At 64.5% G+C, this 17,142-nt stretch carries 20 protein-coding genes; 12 read left to right on the forward strand and 8 right to left on the reverse strand.

Annotation, left to right across the window (positions count from 1 at the left end; genetic code table 11):
• Nucleotides 1-28 precede the first annotated feature (28 nt).
• From ACSU04_RS05455 to ACSU04_RS05470, 4 genes are read left to right on the forward strand one after another with little or no spacing between them, the layout of a single operon-like run.
• The gene (locus ACSU04_RS05455; protein ID WP_439285668.1) at nt 29-268 is read left to right on the forward strand and encodes an exodeoxyribonuclease VII small subunit; all 240 of its coding nucleotides are present in this window, start codon (nt 29-31) and stop codon (nt 266-268) included.
• On the forward strand, nt 265-906 hold the full coding sequence (locus tag ACSU04_RS05460) for a DUF4245 family protein (RefSeq protein WP_439285666.1): 642 nt from the start codon (nt 265-267) through the stop codon (nt 904-906). The genes ACSU04_RS05455 and ACSU04_RS05460 overlap by 4 nt, the downstream gene beginning before the upstream one ends.
• Nucleotides 903-1,577: a carbonic anhydrase gene (locus ACSU04_RS05465; RefSeq protein WP_439285665.1), complete on the forward strand. Its 675-nt coding sequence runs from the start codon at nt 903-905 to the stop codon at nt 1,575-1,577. Before ACSU04_RS05460 ends, ACSU04_RS05465 begins: the two co-directional genes overlap by 4 nt.
• The gene (locus ACSU04_RS05470; RefSeq protein ID WP_439285663.1) at nt 1,574-2,968 is read left to right on the forward strand and encodes a class II fumarate hydratase; all 1,395 of its coding nucleotides are present in this window, start codon (nt 1,574-1,576) and stop codon (nt 2,966-2,968) included. The genes ACSU04_RS05465 and ACSU04_RS05470 overlap by 4 nt, the downstream gene beginning before the upstream one ends.
• A gap of 193 nt (nt 2,969-3,161) precedes the next feature.
• Here ACSU04_RS05470 and ACSU04_RS05475 read toward each other — a convergent pair whose 3' ends face one another.
• Complete coding sequence (locus ACSU04_RS05475) at nt 3,162-3,608, reverse strand: ASCH domain-containing protein (protein WP_439288683.1); 447 nt, start codon at nt 3,606-3,608, stop codon at nt 3,162-3,164.
• 217 nt (nt 3,609-3,825) lie between these two features.
• Between ACSU04_RS05475 and ACSU04_RS05480 the strand changes: the two genes are divergently transcribed.
• Nucleotides 3,826-4,662: a DUF559 domain-containing protein gene (locus tag ACSU04_RS05480; RefSeq protein WP_439288684.1), complete on the forward strand. Its 837-nt coding sequence runs from the start codon at nt 3,826-3,828 to the stop codon at nt 4,660-4,662.
• 90 nt (nt 4,663-4,752) lie between these two features.
• Here ACSU04_RS05480 and ACSU04_RS05485 read toward each other — a convergent pair whose 3' ends face one another.
• The 3 genes from ACSU04_RS05485 to ACSU04_RS05495 all read right to left on the reverse strand — a co-directional run bounded on the left by ACSU04_RS05485 (nt 4,753) and on the right by ACSU04_RS05495 (nt 8,243).
• On the reverse strand, nt 4,753-6,027 hold the full coding sequence (locus tag ACSU04_RS05485; RefSeq protein WP_439285877.1) for a PhoH family protein: 1,275 nt from the start codon (nt 6,025-6,027) through the stop codon (nt 4,753-4,755).
• Nucleotides 6,028-6,304: 277 nt separating this feature from the next.
• Nucleotides 6,305-7,423: an aminotransferase class V-fold PLP-dependent enzyme gene (locus ACSU04_RS05490; RefSeq protein ID WP_439288685.1), complete on the reverse strand. Its 1,119-nt coding sequence runs from the start codon at nt 7,421-7,423 to the stop codon at nt 6,305-6,307.
• A gap of 37 nt (nt 7,424-7,460) precedes the next feature.
• Entirely contained in the window at nt 7,461-8,243 is a 783-nt protein-coding gene (locus ACSU04_RS05495) for an isoprenyl transferase (protein WP_439285655.1), read from the reverse strand.
• A gap of 121 nt (nt 8,244-8,364) precedes the next feature.
• On the opposite strand from ACSU04_RS05495, the gene trhA reads away from it, so the two are divergent.
• The 3 genes from trhA to ACSU04_RS05510 all read left to right on the forward strand — a co-directional run bounded on the left by trhA (nt 8,365) and on the right by ACSU04_RS05510 (nt 10,424).
• A complete protein-coding gene (trhA, locus tag ACSU04_RS05500; protein ID WP_439284001.1) occupies nt 8,365-9,069 on the forward strand; it encodes a PAQR family membrane homeostasis protein TrhA in 705 nt (234 codons plus the stop codon).
• 114 nt (nt 9,070-9,183) lie between these two features.
• Nucleotides 9,184-9,657 (forward strand): S-ribosylhomocysteine lyase, encoded by a 474-nt coding sequence (locus tag ACSU04_RS05505; RefSeq protein WP_439283651.1) that lies wholly within the window; start codon nt 9,184-9,186, stop codon nt 9,655-9,657.
• Entirely contained in the window at nt 9,657-10,424 is a 768-nt protein-coding gene (locus ACSU04_RS05510) for an SDR family NAD(P)-dependent oxidoreductase (protein WP_439288686.1), read from the forward strand. The genes ACSU04_RS05505 and ACSU04_RS05510 overlap by 1 nt, the downstream gene beginning before the upstream one ends.
• Nucleotides 10,425-10,431: 7 nt before the next feature.
• On the opposite strand, the gene ACSU04_RS05515 is transcribed toward ACSU04_RS05510, so the two are convergent.
• Entirely contained in the window at nt 10,432-10,743 is a 312-nt protein-coding gene (locus tag ACSU04_RS05515) for a hypothetical protein (RefSeq protein WP_439288687.1), read from the reverse strand.
• Between the two features lie 71 nt (nt 10,744-10,814).
• Here ACSU04_RS05515 and ACSU04_RS05520 point away from each other — a divergent pair, with 71 nt between their 5' ends.
• Together ACSU04_RS05520 and greA are read left to right on the forward strand one after the other, a co-directional pair.
• Nucleotides 10,815-11,201, forward strand: coding sequence for a DUF4307 domain-containing protein (locus tag ACSU04_RS05520; RefSeq protein ID WP_439288688.1), 387 nt, complete (start codon nt 10,815-10,817; stop codon nt 11,199-11,201).
• 95 nt (nt 11,202-11,296) lie between these two features.
• Nucleotides 11,297-11,785 carry a transcription elongation factor GreA gene (gene greA, locus ACSU04_RS05525; RefSeq protein ID WP_439283658.1) on the forward strand — a complete coding sequence of 163 codons (489 nt, stop codon included), beginning with the start codon at nt 11,297-11,299 and terminating at the stop codon, nt 11,783-11,785.
• Nucleotides 11,786-11,886: 101 nt separating this feature from the next.
• On the opposite strand, the gene ilvA is transcribed toward greA, so the two are convergent.
• Both ilvA and ACSU04_RS05535 read right to left on the reverse strand, forming a co-directional pair.
• Nucleotides 11,887-13,116, reverse strand: a complete 1,230-nt coding sequence (gene ilvA, locus ACSU04_RS05530) for a threonine ammonia-lyase (RefSeq protein ID WP_439283659.1) — start codon at nt 13,114-13,116, stop codon at nt 11,887-11,889.
• Complete coding sequence (locus ACSU04_RS05535) at nt 13,113-14,306, reverse strand: AI-2E family transporter (protein ID WP_439283660.1); 1,194 nt, start codon at nt 14,304-14,306, stop codon at nt 13,113-13,115. The genes ilvA and ACSU04_RS05535 overlap by 4 nt, the downstream gene beginning before the upstream one ends.
• Before the next feature lie 82 nt (nt 14,307-14,388).
• Between ACSU04_RS05535 and ACSU04_RS05540 the strand changes: the two genes are divergently transcribed.
• A complete protein-coding gene (locus ACSU04_RS05540) occupies nt 14,389-15,648 on the forward strand; it encodes a winged helix-turn-helix domain-containing protein (protein ID WP_439288689.1) in 1,260 nt (419 codons plus the stop codon).
• Complete coding sequence (locus ACSU04_RS05545) at nt 15,645-16,532, forward strand: hypothetical protein (protein ID WP_439288690.1); 888 nt, start codon at nt 15,645-15,647, stop codon at nt 16,530-16,532. Before ACSU04_RS05540 ends, ACSU04_RS05545 begins: the two co-directional genes overlap by 4 nt.
• A 9-nt stretch (nt 16,533-16,541) precedes the next feature.
• On the opposite strand, the gene ACSU04_RS05550 is transcribed toward ACSU04_RS05545, so the two are convergent.
• Complete coding sequence (locus ACSU04_RS05550; protein ID WP_439283664.1) at nt 16,542-17,108, reverse strand: LemA family protein; 567 nt, start codon at nt 17,106-17,108, stop codon at nt 16,542-16,544.
• Nucleotides 17,109-17,142 lie beyond the last annotated feature (34 nt).

The following is a 17,142-nucleotide window of genomic DNA, read 5'->3' on the forward strand; positions in this document are numbered from 1 at the left end:
CCAGGCGACGTCGGCGCGGGGTCGTAGAATGGAAGATGTGACTGCTTCGACCGACGCCCCCGTGGAAACACTGTCATTCGAGGCCGCTCGCGACGAACTCGTGCGCGTCGTCGCCGAGCTCGAGCAGGGCGCGCCGACCCTCGAGCACTCGCTCGCTCTCTGGGAGCGAGGCGAGGCTCTCGCTGCACGCTGTGAAGAGTGGTTGCTGGGCGCGAAGCGCCGTCTCGAACAGGCACGCACCGCGGCATCCGATGAGGACGACTCATGAACAAGCCCGCTCCCATCGTCGCCGAGCTCGGCCGCGCGGAGACACCGCAAGAGACCGCGGCCCGCAAGGCGGAGTTCAGCAAGAATTACCGGGCAAGTCAGACATTCCGCAATCTCGTCGCGGCGCTCATCATCACGGTGGCAGTCGTGGTCATCATCGTCTTCGCCGTGCCGCGTGGCACACCGGCATCCGAGAAGGCGATCGACGTGGCGCGCATCGCCAGCGATGTCGAATCCACGATGGAGAGCCCGGCCATCGTCCCTGAACTGGATGATTTCTGGCGTGTCAACGCGGCAGAACTCCAGGGCGGAGCGACGGTCGTCTGGAACATCACGCTCGCCCCCGCCGCCGACGACGAGCGCGGTTTCATCCGCATCGCCCAGGCCTTCGACGCCGATGCCGCGTGGGCACCTCAGATGTTGAACGGCACCGCGGCAACAGACACCACTGAGATCGGTGGCCTGGAGTGGGACGTTTACACGCTCAACCGCGACGCGGCAGACAACGTCTCGTACGCGATCGGTACGCAGGCAGGGGACGACTACGTGCTGTTGTACGGCTCGCGTTCCCCTGAATCGACGGCTGAGCTCGCTGAGTCGCTCATCCCACAGATCGAAGAGATTGCAGAGAACTCATGACCCCTCTCACCCCGACGGCGGCGTGGCAGCAGATGCTGGACGGCAATCGTCGATTCGTGAGCGGGGAGCCCCGGCATCCCAACCAGGATGTCGAGCGTCGACACGATCTCGCCCACACGCAGGATCCGGTGGCCACCCTGTTCGGCTGTTCCGACTCGCGCCTGGCCGCTGAGATCATCTTCGACCTCGGCCTCGGCGACCTCTTCGTCGTGCGCAACGCCGGACAGGTCATCGGCGAATCGATCGTCGGCAGCCTGGAGTATGCCGTCGAGATCCTGAAGGTCCCGCTGATCGTCGTGCTCGCACATGACGAATGCGGTGCCGTGCGCGCTGCCATCGACGGTACCGCGATCGACGCAGCCCCGCTGCCGCCGCACATCTGGAAGCTGATCGCGCCGATCATCCCCGCCGCTCGCAAGGTGTTCGCCACCAACGGCGGAACATCGCCCGCTGACATCGACGCGGAACAGGTCGGTCGTGAACACCTGCGTAACACGGTCGCCAACCTGTTGCAGTCCTCCGAGCTGATCAGCGACGCTGTCACTGAGGGCCGCCTGGGCATCGTGGGCGCCAACTACCGACTTTCCGAGGGCACTGCGGTGCCCGCCATCACTGTTGGAATCGACACGGGGATCAAAGACGTCCCCACAAGCCAGGAGGGATCGAAGTGACCGATACCGAATACCGCATCGAACACGACACCATGGGCGAGGTTCGCGTGCCCATTAATGCGCTGTATGGAGCGCAGACGCAGCGTGCTGTGGAGAACTTCCCGATCTCCGGCAAGGGGCTCGAATCGACGCAGATCGCTGCTCTCGCACGCATCAAGAAGGCTGCGGCGCTCGCGAACAAGGCCCTCGGCACACTTGACGGTTCCATCGCAGATGCAATCGCTCAGGCCGCCGACCAGGTGGCTTCTGGCGTACACGACGCAGAGTTCCCCGTCGACACCTACCAGACCGGATCTGGCACCTCATCGAACATGAACATGAACGAGGTGCTCGCGACCCTGGCGACCGGCATCCTCGGCTCTGCCGTGCATCCGAACGATCACGTCAACGCATCGCAGTCGTCGAACGACGTGTTCCCGACGTCGGTGCACATCGCCGTGACGCAGGCATTGATCGACACGCTGATCCCTTCGCTCGACCACCTCGCTGTGGCTCTCGAGGCGAAGGCTGTGCTGTGGAAGGATGCCGTCAAGGCGGGCCGCACGCACCTCATGGATGCGACCCCCGTCACCCTCGGCCAGGAGTTCGGCGGCTACGCCCGGCAGATTCGCCTGGGCATCGAGCGCGTGCAGTCGGCTCTCCCCCGCGTCGCTGAGGTTCCCCTCGGCGGCACGGCCGTCGGCACCGGCATCAACACGCCGCTCGGCTTCCCGCAGAAGGTCATCGCACTGCTGGCAGAGGAGACCGAGCTGCCGATCACCGAAGCGAAGGACCACTTCGAGGCTCAGGCCAACCGTGACGGCCTGGTAGAGGCATCCGGAGCTCTTCGCACCATCGCTGTCTCGCTCACGAAGATCAACAACGATCTGCGCTGGATGGGCTCTGGCCCCAACACCGGCCTCGGTGAGCTGCACATCCCCGACCTGCAGCCCGGTTCGTCGATCATGCCCGGCAAGGTCAACCCGGTCGTCCCGGAAGCCGTGCTCATGGTGTGTGCTCGAGTCATCGGCAACGATGCAACCGTGGCGTGGGCCGGAGCATCCGGTTCATTCGAACTCAACGTCGCCATCCCGGTGATGGGCACCGCCCTGCTGGAGTCGATCCGCTTGCTCGCGAACGCCTCGCGTGTTCTCGCCGACAAGACCATTGACGGACTTGTCGCCAATACCGAGCGCGCCGCCGCATTCGCGGGCATGAGCCCGTCGATCGTGACGCCGCTGAACAAGCTCATCGGCTACGAGGCCGCCGCCAAGATCGCCAAGTACGCCGTTGCTGAGGGAATCACAGTGCGCGACGCCGTCATTGCCCTCGGATACGTGGAAAATGGCGCGATCACCCTTGAGCAGCTGGACGAAAAGCTCGACCTGCTGAGCATGACCCACCCGGGCTGACGCCTGACTGACACGGATGCCGCGGGGCTCAGCCCTCGCGGCATCCGTATTTCTGGGGGTCTTGGCCGCCGGCCCTGCCCGTCGTCGGCCGTGCCCGTCGACACCCCTGCCCGTTACGCACGGCGGAGGTTGTGACACACGACGGAGTTATTGGGCCAAAACCTCCGGCCTCCGTAACAGGCCCCGCCAGGTGTCACACCTGAGGCAGCGGCTCCGTACGGAACTGCACCAAAACGACCGTGGTTTCGTCATTGACGGCGAACGTCGGGTCGCCCATGGCCGCACGGTACTCGGCGCCGTGCCAGAATCCTTCATGCCCAACGCGCCACTCAGCAACGGCCGTAAACCCTTCGCCCTCCGCGATCGCGTGTTCGAGGTCCACGTCCGCCAACCGCGCCACCCGTACGCCCACGATTTCCTCGATGCATACAGGCTCGCCGTCCGAGTCGATCACGAAGGCGCGATCGCCCACAGTGGGCAACGGTTCACCCTCGATCTCGTACTCGACGGCGAGAGAGGTCGTCGCGGTCTTCTCTCCGCGGAGGATGGCGGCGACGAGTTGATCCCGCAGCGCACCGGGAAACCCGTACTCAGATACGGGCAGGTCCTTCTCCGACAGGAGACTTTTTTCTTCCGGCATCCGCACATCGTATCGGCCGTCCGATCAACCGCTCCGTTACGCACGGCGGAGGTTGTGACACACGTCGGAGTTCATGGGCCAAAACCTCCGGCCTCCGTAACAGGCCCCGCTAGTCGGCACACCCTGACTTGTTCTGCACATTTCCGGATTCCGCGATTTTGTCCACATTCAGATGCCGCGGCCCCCACAACCGCACACAAATGACGACCCTGGATCGATGATCGATCCAGCCCACCTCATCACCCAGTTCGGCGGCGTGGCCAAGGGCTCACGCCTGCAGAAGTTCGGCGTCACGCGCATGATGCTGTCTCGGCACGTCGCCAGAGGCAACATCGAACGTATTCGCAGCGGAGTGTTCGCCGTGCCATCGCTCCCGCCGATCGTGCACGATGCGATCGCCCATGGCGGCGCCCTCACCTGCACGTCGGTCCTGCGCATGCACAAGGTGTGGGTTCTTCACGATGGCACCGAGGCGCACGTCTGGATGGGCACGTCCGGGAAGGCTCGCGCACATGCGGACTGTGCGTGCGTGAGCCACTACTACCAGGGCGAACCTCCGCTGGGTCGCGCCTCGATAGAGCAAGCGCTCCTGCATCTGTACCGATGCCAGGGCGAGGAGGCCTTTTTCGCCGCTTTCGAATCGGCATGGAATCAGCGCCTAATCTCCCGCGCGGCCCGAGCCCGAGTACGGGCGTTGTTGCCGGCATCCGCTCGCTGGCTGGTTGAGCTCGCACGGGCCGACGCGGAGAGCGGGCTGGAGTCTCTTTTGCGGCTCCGGCTGCATCTCATCGGCATCCAACTCGAATGCCAAGTGAAGATACCCGGTGTCGGCAGGGTCGATTTCGTCGTCGGTGGGAGTCTAATCATCGAGGCAGATGGCAAGGAGAATCACGACGGTACGACGATGCGCCATAAGGATCTGAAGCGGGATGCCGCGGCATCCATCCAGGGATACGAGACCCTGCACTTCGACTATGCGCAGCTCATCTACGACTGGCCGACAGTGCAATCGGCAATCATCGGGGCTTTGATTCGGCTCCGCGACCACGCGTGAACGTTACGGACAGCGGAGGACGTTCCACCCGTCGGAGTTTTCTCCAAGAAACCTCCGACGGGTGTAACAATCTCCGACTGGTGTAACGGGCTAAGAAAGTTCCCGACCCTCCAGCAACTCGGTCACCAGCGCGGCAATCGCCGACCGCTCCGAGCGCATCAGCGTCACGTGAGCGAACAGGTCGTGCCCCTTCAGCGTCTCGATCACCGAAGCGACGCCGTCGTAGCGGCCCACCCGCAGGTTGTCGCGCTGTCCGACGTCGTGGGTGAGCACGACGCGAGAGTTCTGGCCCATGCGGCTGAGCACAGTCAGCAGTACGTTGCGCTCCAGCGACTGGGCCTCGTCCACAATCACGAAGGCATCGTGCAACGAACGACCGCGGATGTGCGTGAGGGGAAGAACTTCGAGGATGCCGCGCTCCACGACCTCCTCCATGACATTGCCCGAGACGACCGAACCGAGCGTATCGAAGACCGCCTGCCCCCACGGGCCCATCTTCTCGCCCTGGTCGCCGGGAAGATATCCGAGCTCCTGCCCGCCTACGGCGAACAGCGGCCGGAACACGATGATCTTCTTCTGCTGCTGCCGCTCCAGAACCGCCTCGAGTCCGGCACACAGCGCGAGGGCCGACTTTCCTGTCCCGGCCCGACCGCCCAAAGACACGATTCCGACATCCGGGTCCGTGAGCAGGTCGATCGCGATGCGCTGCTCGGCCGAGCGTCCATGCATCCCGAACAGCTCGCGGTCGCCACGCACCAGTCGATACTCGCCGTCGCCTGTCACGCGTCCGAGCGCCGAACCGCGCTCGGAATGGATGATGAGTCCCGTGTTGACCGGAAGCCCCCTGGCGTCCTCGCTGATACCAACTTCGCTCTCGTAGAGGTCGCTGATGTCATCGCCGGAGAGGTTGAGATTGGCGATGCCGGTCCACCCGGAGTCCACGGCTTGCTCCGCGAGATACTCCTCCGCCGCAAGACCCAGCGAGGCCGCTTTGACGCGCATCGGCAGATCCTTGGACACGATCGTGACATCCTGGCCGTTTTCGGCAAGGTGCATGGCGACCGAGAGGATGCGGCTGTCGTTGTCGCCGAGCCGGATACCGCTGGGCAGCACCGATCCGTCGGTGTTGCCCAGCTCGACGCGCAGCGTGCCGCCTTCGCCGACTGGCACCGGGAAGTCGAGCCGGCCGTGCGCAATGCGCAGATCATCGAGGTGGCGAAGAGCCTGCCGGGCGAAGTAGCCAATCTCTGGATCGTGGCGTTTGCCCTCCAGCTCTGTGATCACGACGATCGGAAGAACGATCGAGTGTTCAGCGAAACGGAAGAACGCCTGCGGATCACTCAGCAGCACCGAGGTATCGAGCACATAGGTGCGGAGGTCCTGATCGGGTTTCCCTGAGGATGCCCGACGCGAGACCTGACGGGTGGACTGCTGCGCTGTACGTGTGGTCACGACCCACTCCCGACCCGGGATGATTCCCGGCTAAGCCACGAGTCGACCTGGGGCCACGAGTCGCGGACCTGAGGGCCGACTCGACCGGACACCGTGCCCGATGCCTCGAAGGTACGACTGACCGGGCCGATGCCTGCGAGCGACACGCACCACGCAGGGTTAAGCCTCTGTGAACGGCCGCTGAACGCGCTCAGACGCCGGGGACGACAGCGGTTCCGATCGCCTCATCAAGCATCCGCAGCGTCTCGTCGCTCGTGCCCGCATGCGGCGCGACACGCACGCTTGACCCCCGCGTGGTGGCGACGATTCCGGCGTTGGTCAGTGCTGCGGCGAGCGCGGCGGGTGCCTCGGGCGCCAGTGCGACGATGCCTGCGCGGCGCGCGGGGTCACGTGGCGTGAGTACCGGGATGCTGTGGCGATCGGCGATCTCGAAGATCCTGTCGACGTGGTCACGGATCGTCGCTTCGATCGTGGCCACCCCGGCGTCGCGCACGTCGCGCAGACCGATGGCGAGACGAGCGACGGAGAGCTGATCCGCGCCGTTGATCTGATAGGCGCGAGCGGATGCCGCAGGCGCAGGCAGGTCATCGAATGGAAGGCCACCCTCGACCCCTCCGAACCCCGACAGAACCGGTGCGATGCGCTCTCTGGCCCTCGCTGAGAACGACGCGAATCCGGTCCCGCGCGCTGCGCGTAGCCATTTGTAGCCATGTCCGACGACGACATCCGCCACGGAGTAGTCCTCTTCGAGGATGCCGAAGGATTGCACTGCATCCACGATCAGCAGGCGGTCAGGCCCGAGAACATCACGCAGCGCTGCAAGATCGGCACGGTAGCCGGTGCGGAAGTCGACGTGGCTGACAGCGAGCGCGGTCACGTCATCGTCCAACGCCTCGGCGACGGCCTCCGGAGTGACGAAGGTGTGCTCGGGCGTGATCCAACGCGGAGCGAGTTCACCATTGGATGCCTGCGCAGCGCGCTCCAACGTCATGCTGATGCTCGGGAACTCTGCGGAAGAGGCGATCACCGTGCCTTTCAGCCCGTAGAACGCGTGCATCAGACCGTGCGTTGCCGACGGCTGCAGGGTGACCTTGTCGATGTCGATGTCGAGAAGTTCGGCCGCGAATTCCTGTGCCTGGTCGACGCGCTCGGCGATCAGCGCACGTGATGAGGGGCGCCCGCTGCCGAGCAGGTCGGCGTCGGCGAAGACCTCGGCGCGGACGGTGGGCGATATCGGCCCGAAGGCTGCCCAGTCGAGATATCCGGGGTCACCATCGAAAGTGGCGAGGTAGTCATCGAAAGTACTCACCCTATGAGTGTCCCATGCAACTGCATAAGAGCGCAGTTCAGCGGCCGAAGCGACGATCCCGATCGGCGTAATCGCGGATCGCTCGCAGGAAGTCGACCTCACGCAAATCGGGTCCCAGGGCCTCCACGAAGTAGAACTCGCTGTGCGCGCTCTGCCAGAGCAGGAAATCACTGAGCCGCTGCTCGCCGCTGGTGCGGATCACCAGATCGGGGTCGGGCTGACCGCCGGTGTAGAGGTGTTCGCCGATCATCTCCGGAGTGAGGTGAGCCGCGAGGCTCTCCATCGTGCCGCCGGAGGCGTCCTGCTCCGCGATGATTGACCGCACCGCATCAACGATTTCGTGACGCCCGCCATAGCCGACCGCGAGGTTCACGTGCAGGCCGGTGTGCTCCTTGGTGCGCTCCTCCGCATCGTGCAGCACTCGAGCGAGTTCATCAGGGATGATGTCAGTGCGACCGACGTGCTTGACGCGCCAGCCACCCTCCTGAGACAGTGCCTCGGCAAGTTCAGCGATGATCTCGATCAGGTCTTCGATCTCTTTCGAGTCTCGCTTGATCAGATTGTCGCTGGAGAGCAGATACAACGAGACCACGCGCACACCGATGTCGTCGCACCACCCGAGGAACTCACGCATCTTGGCAGCGCCGGCGCGGTGACCGTCCGCCGGAGAGTCAAAGCCCAATTGACGGGCCCAGCGCCTGTTGCCGTCAATCATCATCGCAACGTGGTGCGGAACGGATGCCGGATCCAGCTGGCGTCGAAGCCGATTGCCGTACAGCCAGTACAGCGGCCCTCGGCCCTCGCTCGTGCGTGCTTTCACGTGTCTACGCTACCGCGCCTTCCGCTTTTCTCTGGGGTATGGCTCCGGATACGTGCATGTAACGGCATGGGCCGGGATCTAGAGTGAGCACGTGAGCACACCCGACGCAAACGCCACTCCCGTGCCAGAACTGCCGCTGCTGAAGGCTGCGCAGGCTGATGCCCAGGTCGAGATCAAGCCGACGTGGCGGGGCTGGCTGCATGCGGGGACGTTCCCCATCGCGATCGTTGCCGGCATCGTGCTCATCCTGCTCGCTGAGGGCGCGCCCGCCAAGTGGGCCGCTGCCGTGTTCATGGCGAGCTCGCTCCTGCTGTTCGGCATCTCTGCGCTGTACCACCGCTTCAACTGGAGTCCGAAGACAAAGCTGACCCTCAAACGCATTGACCACGCGAACATCTTTCTGCTCATCGCCGGCACCTACACGCCTCTTGCCGTGAACGCGCTGCTCCCCGACAAGGGGACGCTGCTGCTCATCCTGGTCTGGAGCGGTACAGCGCTCGGCATCCTGTTCCGGGTGTTCTGGATCAACGCACCGCGCTGGCTGTACGTCGCGTTGTACCTCGTGCTCGGCTGGGCTGCAGTGATGTACATGGCCGACCTGCTGCAGGCGAACGTGGCGATGATGGTGCTGGTCTGCGTGGGCGGTCTGCTCTACACCGGCGGCGCGATCGTCTACGCGATGAAGAAGCCGAACCCGTGGCCCGGCCACTTCGGTTTTCACGAGATCTTCCATCTGTGCACTGTCCTCGCATTCCTGTGCCACTGGACTGCGTGTCTGCTAATTTCCCTCGCGCCGTACTCGCCTTCGCTCGGTTTGCCGGGCTGATCTGGCACACGAGTCCAACCGCTGAGCAATGGTGCGTAACAGGATGTGATGTTCGGACACATCCGCGGATAAGTTCTCTCTGCACCCCAGTGAGCAACGCCGAAGGAGAACACCATGGCTGACGTCGAAAGCTTCGCACTCGACCACACTGCAGTTCACGCCCCCTACGTTCGCCGCATTGCGGTGGAATCTGGCCCCAAGGGTGACGCGATCTCCAACTTCGACGTGCGCTTCGTGCAACCCAACGAGGGCGAGATCCCGACCGCAGGCCTGCACACCATCGAGCATGTGCTCGCCAGCCGGCTGCGCGATCAGCTGGATGGTGTCATCGACATCTCTCCGTTCGGTTGCCGCACCGGTTTCCACCTCATCGTCTGGGGCGAGCCGAGCGTCGCCGATGTGGTCGCCGCCGTCCGCGCCGGACTCACCGCAATCGCCGAGGACATCACCTGGGACGATGTGCCAGGTGTCGACGCGATCAGCTGCGGCAACTACCGCGACCACAGCCTGCACAGCGCCCGCGAGTGGTCCAAGCGCATCCTCGAGCAGGGCATCAGCCTCGACGCGTTCACACGCGTGGGTGTGTGATGTTCGACGAACTTCACAGCCGCATCGTCTTTGTCACCGGAGGCAACAGCGGAATCGGGGCGGGCATCGTCGACGCTTTCCTCGCCGAGGGTGCAACGGTCGTCTGCGCCGATCTGAGCGTGCCTGAAGGCTTACAGCAGTCAGGAGAGCGCCACTGGTCGGTACGTCTCGATGTCAGCGATGAGGCTGCCGTGGAGGGCGTTTTGGATGCTGTCTCCGAGGCCGTAGGCACGATCGATATCGCGGTGACGGCGGCCGGCACCTCGACCATGGGATTCGCGACGGAAACCACAGGGGCGGATTGGGACCGCAATCTCGACGTCAACGCGAAGGGGTCGTTTCTTGTCGCCAGAGGCGTGGCGAGCCGGCTCATCGCCGAGAGCCGCACCGGACGCATCATCTTCATCTCATCGCAGGCCGGAAAGAACGGCTACCGCGGGATGACCGCCTATGTCGCGTCGAAGCACGCGGTGATGGGCGTGACGAAGACGATGGCTACCGAGCTCGCACCCCGCGGCATCACGGTGAACGCGATCTGCCCTGGCATCATCGAGACGCCGATGAAGCACCGTGAACGCGTCGAAGGCGGTGCGCTTCGCGGCATGACCGCTGAGGAGGTCGCCGCGGAGGATCGTTCGCAGGTGCCGCTTGGGCGCACCGGTACGACCGAGGACGTCGCGGGTGTTGCCCTCTTCCTCGCCAGTGATCTGGCCAACTACATGACCGGCCAGGGACTCAACGTCACCGGCGGCATGACAATGCACTGAGCCTGGCTCAGGCGGGCGGCTTTCCTTCATCGGATGTCGCGTCATCGGATGCCGCATCATCGGATGCCGCGTCTTCGGATGCGACAGCATCCGTGCCCTGCGCGGCGGCGTTGGCTGCTTCTTCGGCATCCAGCTCTTCGCGCACCTCTTCGCGGTAGCGCACACGGCGGATACGGCGGTTCATGTCCCAGATGAGCAAGATGACGGCAATCAGCACGATGATGATGACAGCGAACCCGGCAGGCCCTGGAGTGACAGAGTTCGGGTCGACGGTCATCGACGGCGTCGGAATCGGAGTCTCTGCAGCGAAGATCACCATCAAGTGTCCACCTCTCATTCGCAGGTCGCGTACCCTGGAACTACCAGCCTAACGACCGAAAGACCCACCACGTGACGACCGCACTCGAACTCGACAAGCGATACGGTCGCGGCCGCAAACGGCGAATGCCGTGGATCATCGGCGGAGTAATCGCACTGGCCGTGGTCGCCATCGCCGGGTGGATGACCGTCAGCCAATCGATGAACTCCGTCGGCGCCAACGATCTCGGCTACGAAGTGGTCGACGAGCACAGCGTGACAGTGCATTTCCAGGTCAGCGCGACGCAGGGAAAAGACGTCGTCTGCGCGGTCGAGGCACTGGATGAGGAGTTCGGCGTTGTCGGCTGGAAGGTCGTGGAGATCCCAGGCGGCGACAGCCATACGCAGCAGCTCAGCACCACCGTTCCGACTGTGTCAGAGGCGACCACAGGTTTGGTGAACACCTGCTGGATCGCGTAGAATCCCCTAAGACGACCGACGCCCTGGCCCATTGCCGGGGCGTCTTGGCATATCCCCCACCGCCCTGAAGGGCGTTCGCACAAAAGGAGCACGCTGTGTCCACAGACGCTCAGGTACCGTTCCTCACGCAGGAAGCCTACGATCGACTCGTCGCCGAGCTCGAGCAGCGCTCCACGCTCGGTCGCGACGAGATTGCGAAACGCATTGAAGCGGCTCGCGAAGAAGGCGACCTCAAGGAGAACGGCGGCTACCACGCTGCAAAGGATGAGCAGGGCAAGCAGGAAGCCCGCATCCGCACTCTGGAGCAGCTCCTCAAGACCGCTAAGGTCGGCGTCGCGCCCGCGAGCCGTGGCATCGTCGAGCCGGGAACCGTCGTCACGGCTATCGTCGCCGGAGGCGAAGAGACCTTCTTGCTCGGCAGCCGCGAGATCGCCGGTGGCACTGACCTGGATGTCTACAGCGAAGCCAGCCCCCTGGGCCAGGCCATTCTCGGCCTGAAGGTCGGCGCAAAGACCAGCTACGAGGCTCCCAGCGGAAAGCCGATCGCGGTAGAGGTTGTGAAGGTCGACACCTTCTCCGGCTGACACCCCGCACCAGGATCGAACACGACACGTCTGCCCGGAGAGGGGCCACGCGCCCAGAGGCTCCAGGCAGCGCGTAGCGATGTCTGGAGTGGGCGTGGGGATTAATCCGGGATGACCTCCGGGTTGTAACCGGCGTGGCGGAGCGTGTCGAGCGTCAGCTCGGTGTGCTCCGCCCCTCTTGTCTCAATACTCAACTGCAGGCTCACCTGGCTGATCTGCAGGCCCTGCCCGTGCCTGGTGTGCATGACCTCCATCACGTTGGCACCTGCCTGCGAGACGAGCTCAGAGACGCGTGCCAACTGACCGGGGCGGTCGGGCAGCGGGATGCGGATGGTCAGATAACGACCGGATGCTGCCAGCCCGTGTGACACGACACGTTGCAGCAGCAGCGGGTCGATATTGCCTCCCGAGAGCACTGCCATGGTCTTTCCGGTGCCGGAGATCTTCCCGGCGAGGATCGCGGCGACGCCGACCGCCCCTGCGGGCTCGGCGACGACCTTGGCCTGCTCGAGCAGGATAAGAATCGCCCGTGCGATGTCATCGTCGGTCACTGTGACGACTTCGTCGACGAGCTCCTTGATGATCTCGAAGGGCACGTCGCCGGGCCGAGAGACCAGGATGCCATCGGCGATGGTCGGCTGCGTCACGATCTCGATCGGATGCCCCGCCGCAAGCGACAACGGCATCGCGGCGGCGTTCTCTGCCTGCACACCGATGATCCGCACCGTGCGGCCGATCTTCGCCGCCGCAGCCTTCACCGCCGCAGCAACCCCGGCGATGAGGCCTCCCCCGCCGATGCCGACGAGGATCGTGTCGACATCAGGAGCATCCTCGATCAGCTCGAGGCCGAGCGTACCTTGCCCGATCACGATGTCGCGATGGTCGAAGGGATGGATCATCACCGCGCCAGTGCGTTCGGCGAACTCCGCGGCGAGTCGCAGAGATGTCGCGACGGTCTCGCCCTCCAGCACGACCTCGGCGCCGTAGCCACGAGTCGCGAGCAGTTTCGGCACGGGTACGCCCAACGGCATGAAGATCGTCGCCGCGATCCCGAGCGCCTGCGCCGCGAGTGCCACGCCCTGGGCGTGGTTGCCGGCTGATGCCGCGACCACACCCCGGGAGCGTTCTTCTTCGGTGAGCTGCGACAGTCGGTACGCAGCCCCGCGAATCTTGAACGAGCCGGTGCGCTGAAGGTTCTCCATCTTGAGTACGACGGTTTCACCGAGAATGTCAGACAGCGCCCTGGACGGCAGCGTCGGCGTATGGGAGATCACGCCCGCCAGCCCCCGTGCGGCTTCCTCGAACTCGGCCAGACTGGGGACTGCACTCATGTATTCCTCCGTCGCCGCTCCCGCGGCACTGTACTCCAGATCAGATCACCGGCAGGTTGCCTGCCGGTCTTCCATGAACCACTGCTGATCGTGACGGCAACAACGTTGACGAACGCGGCCAGCGGCACGGCGAACAGCGCGCCGGGGATGCCTGCGACCATCGAACCGCCGGCGACTACCAGAACCACGGCGAGCGGATGCACCTTCACCGCGGATCCCATCAGGATCGGCTGCAGAACGTGACCCTCGAGTTGCTGCACGCCGATCACGACGACGAGCATCCACAAGGCGTTCCATGGGTCGTTGTAGACGAGCGCGAGGAATACCGCCACCGCACCAGTGGCCACCGCACCAACGATCGGAATGAACGCACCAAGGAAGACCAGCACTGCCACGGGAATCGCCAGGGGGACGCCGAGGAGAAACGCACCGAGTCCGATGCCAATCGAGTCGATTGTGGCGACCAGCAGCTGAGTCTTCGCGTAGTTGACGACCGTCCGCCAGCCATTGCGTGCCGCGGCGTCGACCGCCGGTCGCGCGTCGCGCGGGAACAGCTTCGTCGTCCAACGCCAGATGCCACCGCCGTCTGCGAGCAGGCAGATCAGGACGAAGGCGGTCAGCAGAGTACCGATAACCACATGCCCGGCCGTAGAGCCGATCGCGAGCGCACCGGACCACAGCAGCTCGGCCTGCTGCTGGATCAGCGCGAAGCCCTGGTCGATGTACTGCTGAATCTGATCTGCCGACAGGTGCAGCGGGCCGCTCATCAGATATTGCCGGAACTCGTCGACGGCTCGCAGGGTGCTCTCCTGCACCGAGGGCCATTCGCGAGCAACCTGCCAACCGACAAGCCAGAGCAGCCCGGCCACGATTGCGAGTGTTCCGAGCAGGGCGATGACGATCGCGAGCCAGCGGGGGAAGCGCTTACGTAACATCAGATCGAAGGCCGGCCACAGCAGCGCTGTGATGAGGATGCCGATCAGTATCGGGATCACGAGGAGCTTCAGCTGAATGACCAGCCAGATGATCACCCCTGCCGCCGCCGCGACCAGGAGCAGTCGCCAGGCGTAGCTCGCGGTGATCCGCAAAGCGAGAGGCACAGCGTTGTCGGCTTCTGTCGAGACCGTGCGCTCGGTCGGCATACGACCCCACAGAAGATCGCGCTTGCGAGGGCGCTGCTCATCCGTCATGTCGTCAGTCTAATGGCGGTACTGAGTGCTCGCTGTGACTGCTGGCAGTCGCGTTGTCCGGACCGGGCGATACGCTGACCAGGTGTCCGATACCCTCAGCGCCGCACAGGCTCGTCGTGTTGCTCTTGCTGCCCAGGGATTCACCCGACGCCGTCCGGCGACCGCGGTGGCGGCGCGTCATATGCACCGGGCGATGGAGCGGCTCGGCGTGTTGCAGATCGACTCGGTGAACGTCTTCGCACGCAGCCATTACCTCCCGTTGTTCTCGCGCCTTGGCAGCTATGATCCGGCACTTCTCGACCGCGTCTTCCTGGCTCGCACCACCCATTACGTGGAGTACCTCGCCCATGAGGCGACTTTCGTGCCGGTCGATGACTGGGCGCTCTGGCGATTCCGAATGGACGCGTTCCGCTCCCGTTGGGAAGCCGATCCGGAGTCGTGGATGAGTCAGAACGCCCGCACACTCGCATGGGTCAAGGACGAGCTGCGTGGTCGTGGGCCGTTGCGTCCGGCGCAGCTGAGGGCAGACGCACCTCGCGAGCGTGGCACCTGGTGGGACTGGGATGACGTGAAGCTCGCGCTCGAGCACCTCTGGCGTACCGGAGACGTCGCCATCAGCGGCCGCCGCGGGTTCGAGCGGCAGTACGCACTCGAAGAGCAGGTGATCCCCGATGAAGCCCGCGAGCGAGTGGTTCCCCGCGACGACGCGATCCGCGAACTCGTGCACCGCGCGGCGCGATCCACCGGCGTCGCCACCGAATCCGATCTCGCCGACTACTATCGCATCCGCGATCGCAAGGCCGTTCGACAGGCTGTCGACGAGCTCGTCGACAGTGGGGACCTTCAACCGGTGGATGTGCGCGGGTGGGAGCGAGGCGGTCGACCGGTTCCCGCATGGCTGCACCGAGACGCTGTGCTCCCCCGCCAAGTGAATGCCGTCGCGATCCTTACCCCGTTCGACCCTGTCGTCTGGTTCCGGGAGAGGGCGCTGCGCGCATTCGCTCTCGACTACCGCATCGAGATCTACGTACCGGCGCACAAACGCCGTTACGGCTACTACTCCTTGCCGGTACTCGTCGGCGATCGCATCGTCGCACGAGTCGATCTCAAGGCTGATCGGGCGTCGTCCACGCTGCAGGTGCAGTCCGCCTGGTGGGAGCCGCAGGCTCGCCCCGGCGACGCCGAGCCGATCGCGCGTGAGCTCGCGCTCGCGGCGACGTGGCAGGGCTTGGAGAATGTGTCGGTATCTGGGTGGGGAGACGCGGCGGAGGCCGTGGCAGCAGCCTTGCACGTCGCACGCGGCGGCGTGCAACGCCATGTACACGCACGGGAGTCAGCATGAAGCGGCGCACGATCTGGATCGTCGCAGCTGCGGCGGCGGCTGTCGTGGCACTAGCGGCGCTGGTCTGGTTTCTGCTGCCGCGCGGCAGCAGCGCTGAGGACCAGGCCCTGGCATACTTCCACGCGCTCGCAGACGGCGATCTGGAGGCCGTGCAGGCCTCCGGTGTCGAGACGTCAGAGCAGGCGGCATCCGCTTTCCTCGCCGCCAGCGCGCATCTCAGCGAGGCCACCGTCGAATCCTCGGCCGAGGATGAATCGTCGACGCTCGTCACGGTCTCGTACGTGTTGGGTGACGAGCAGTTCACCGCCGAGCTCTCGATGATCAACCAGGCCGGCAGATGGGTGCCGGAGGCCGCGTCCGCGCTGGGCGCCGTGCAGTTCAACGTGCCGGTCAGCATCGGTGATGCCGCGTTGACGGCCGATTCTGCGGTGTCGCTGTTACCCGCCGAGTATGCGGTCGTCGCGGTTCCTGCCGCTTTCTTGGACGCACACGCCGCGCTCCAGATTCTGCCCGGGAGCTCACAGGAGATCGAGCTGCACGCAGCTCTTCGACCGGAGGCCACTGAACTGGCGCAAGCGCAGCTCGACGACTATCTGAAAATCTGCACGGCAACCGCTGCACACGTTCCCGCATCCTGCGGCATGGTCATCCCCTGGGCTGCAGACTTCAGTGCGGTGAGCGAGATCAGTTACCGCATCGACCACACACCGACCATTGCGCTCACACCGACTTCATTCCACGCAGATGGCGGCGCACTCGTCGCGACGGTCACCGGCACAGCGCTCGATGGCTCGGCGAAGTCGCTGACCTACCGCACCCTGACGTGGGCGCTGCGCGGTGACGTGACTTTCACCGCTGACGACATCGTGCTGTCTGTGTGGTGACGGGCGGAACTAGAACTGTACGCGCGGCGGCTCGGCGATTGTTGCGCTGTCTGCAACCTCGAAGAATTCCCGCTCGTTGAAGCCGAGGCCCCTGGCGAACAGGTTGTTCGGGAATACCTTGATCTTCGTGTTCAACTCGCGCACGCCGCCGTTGTAGAAGCGGCGAGCCGCCTGGATCTTGTCTTCGGTGTCGACGAGGGCATGCTGCACCTGAAGGAAGTTCTGGCTGGCTTGCAGCTGCGGGTATGCCTCGGCAACTGCGAACAGACTCTTGAGCGCCTGCTGCAGGTGGCCTTCGGCGATGCCTGCCTCACCGGGGCTGCCCGCGGACAGGGTCTCTGCACGGGCGCGCGTAACGTTCTCGAATACGGCCTTCTCGTGCGAGGCATATCCCTTGACCGTCTCAATGAGGTTCGGGATGAGGTCGGCTCGTCTTTTGAGCTGCACCGTGATGCCGCTCCAGGCCTCGTCGACACGGACGTTCAGCTGCACGAGGGAGTTATACGTCGCCCAGAAGTAGATGCCGATGAGCACCAGTACTGCAACGACAATCAGAACCGGAATGAGCCATTCCATGGCGCGTAACCCCCTAGAGCCGAATTTCTTTTCA

This window comes from Microbacterium sp. A84 (assembly GCF_051842815.1).
In the GTDB taxonomy this organism is placed as follows: domain Bacteria; phylum Actinomycetota; class Actinomycetes; order Actinomycetales; family Microbacteriaceae; genus Microbacterium.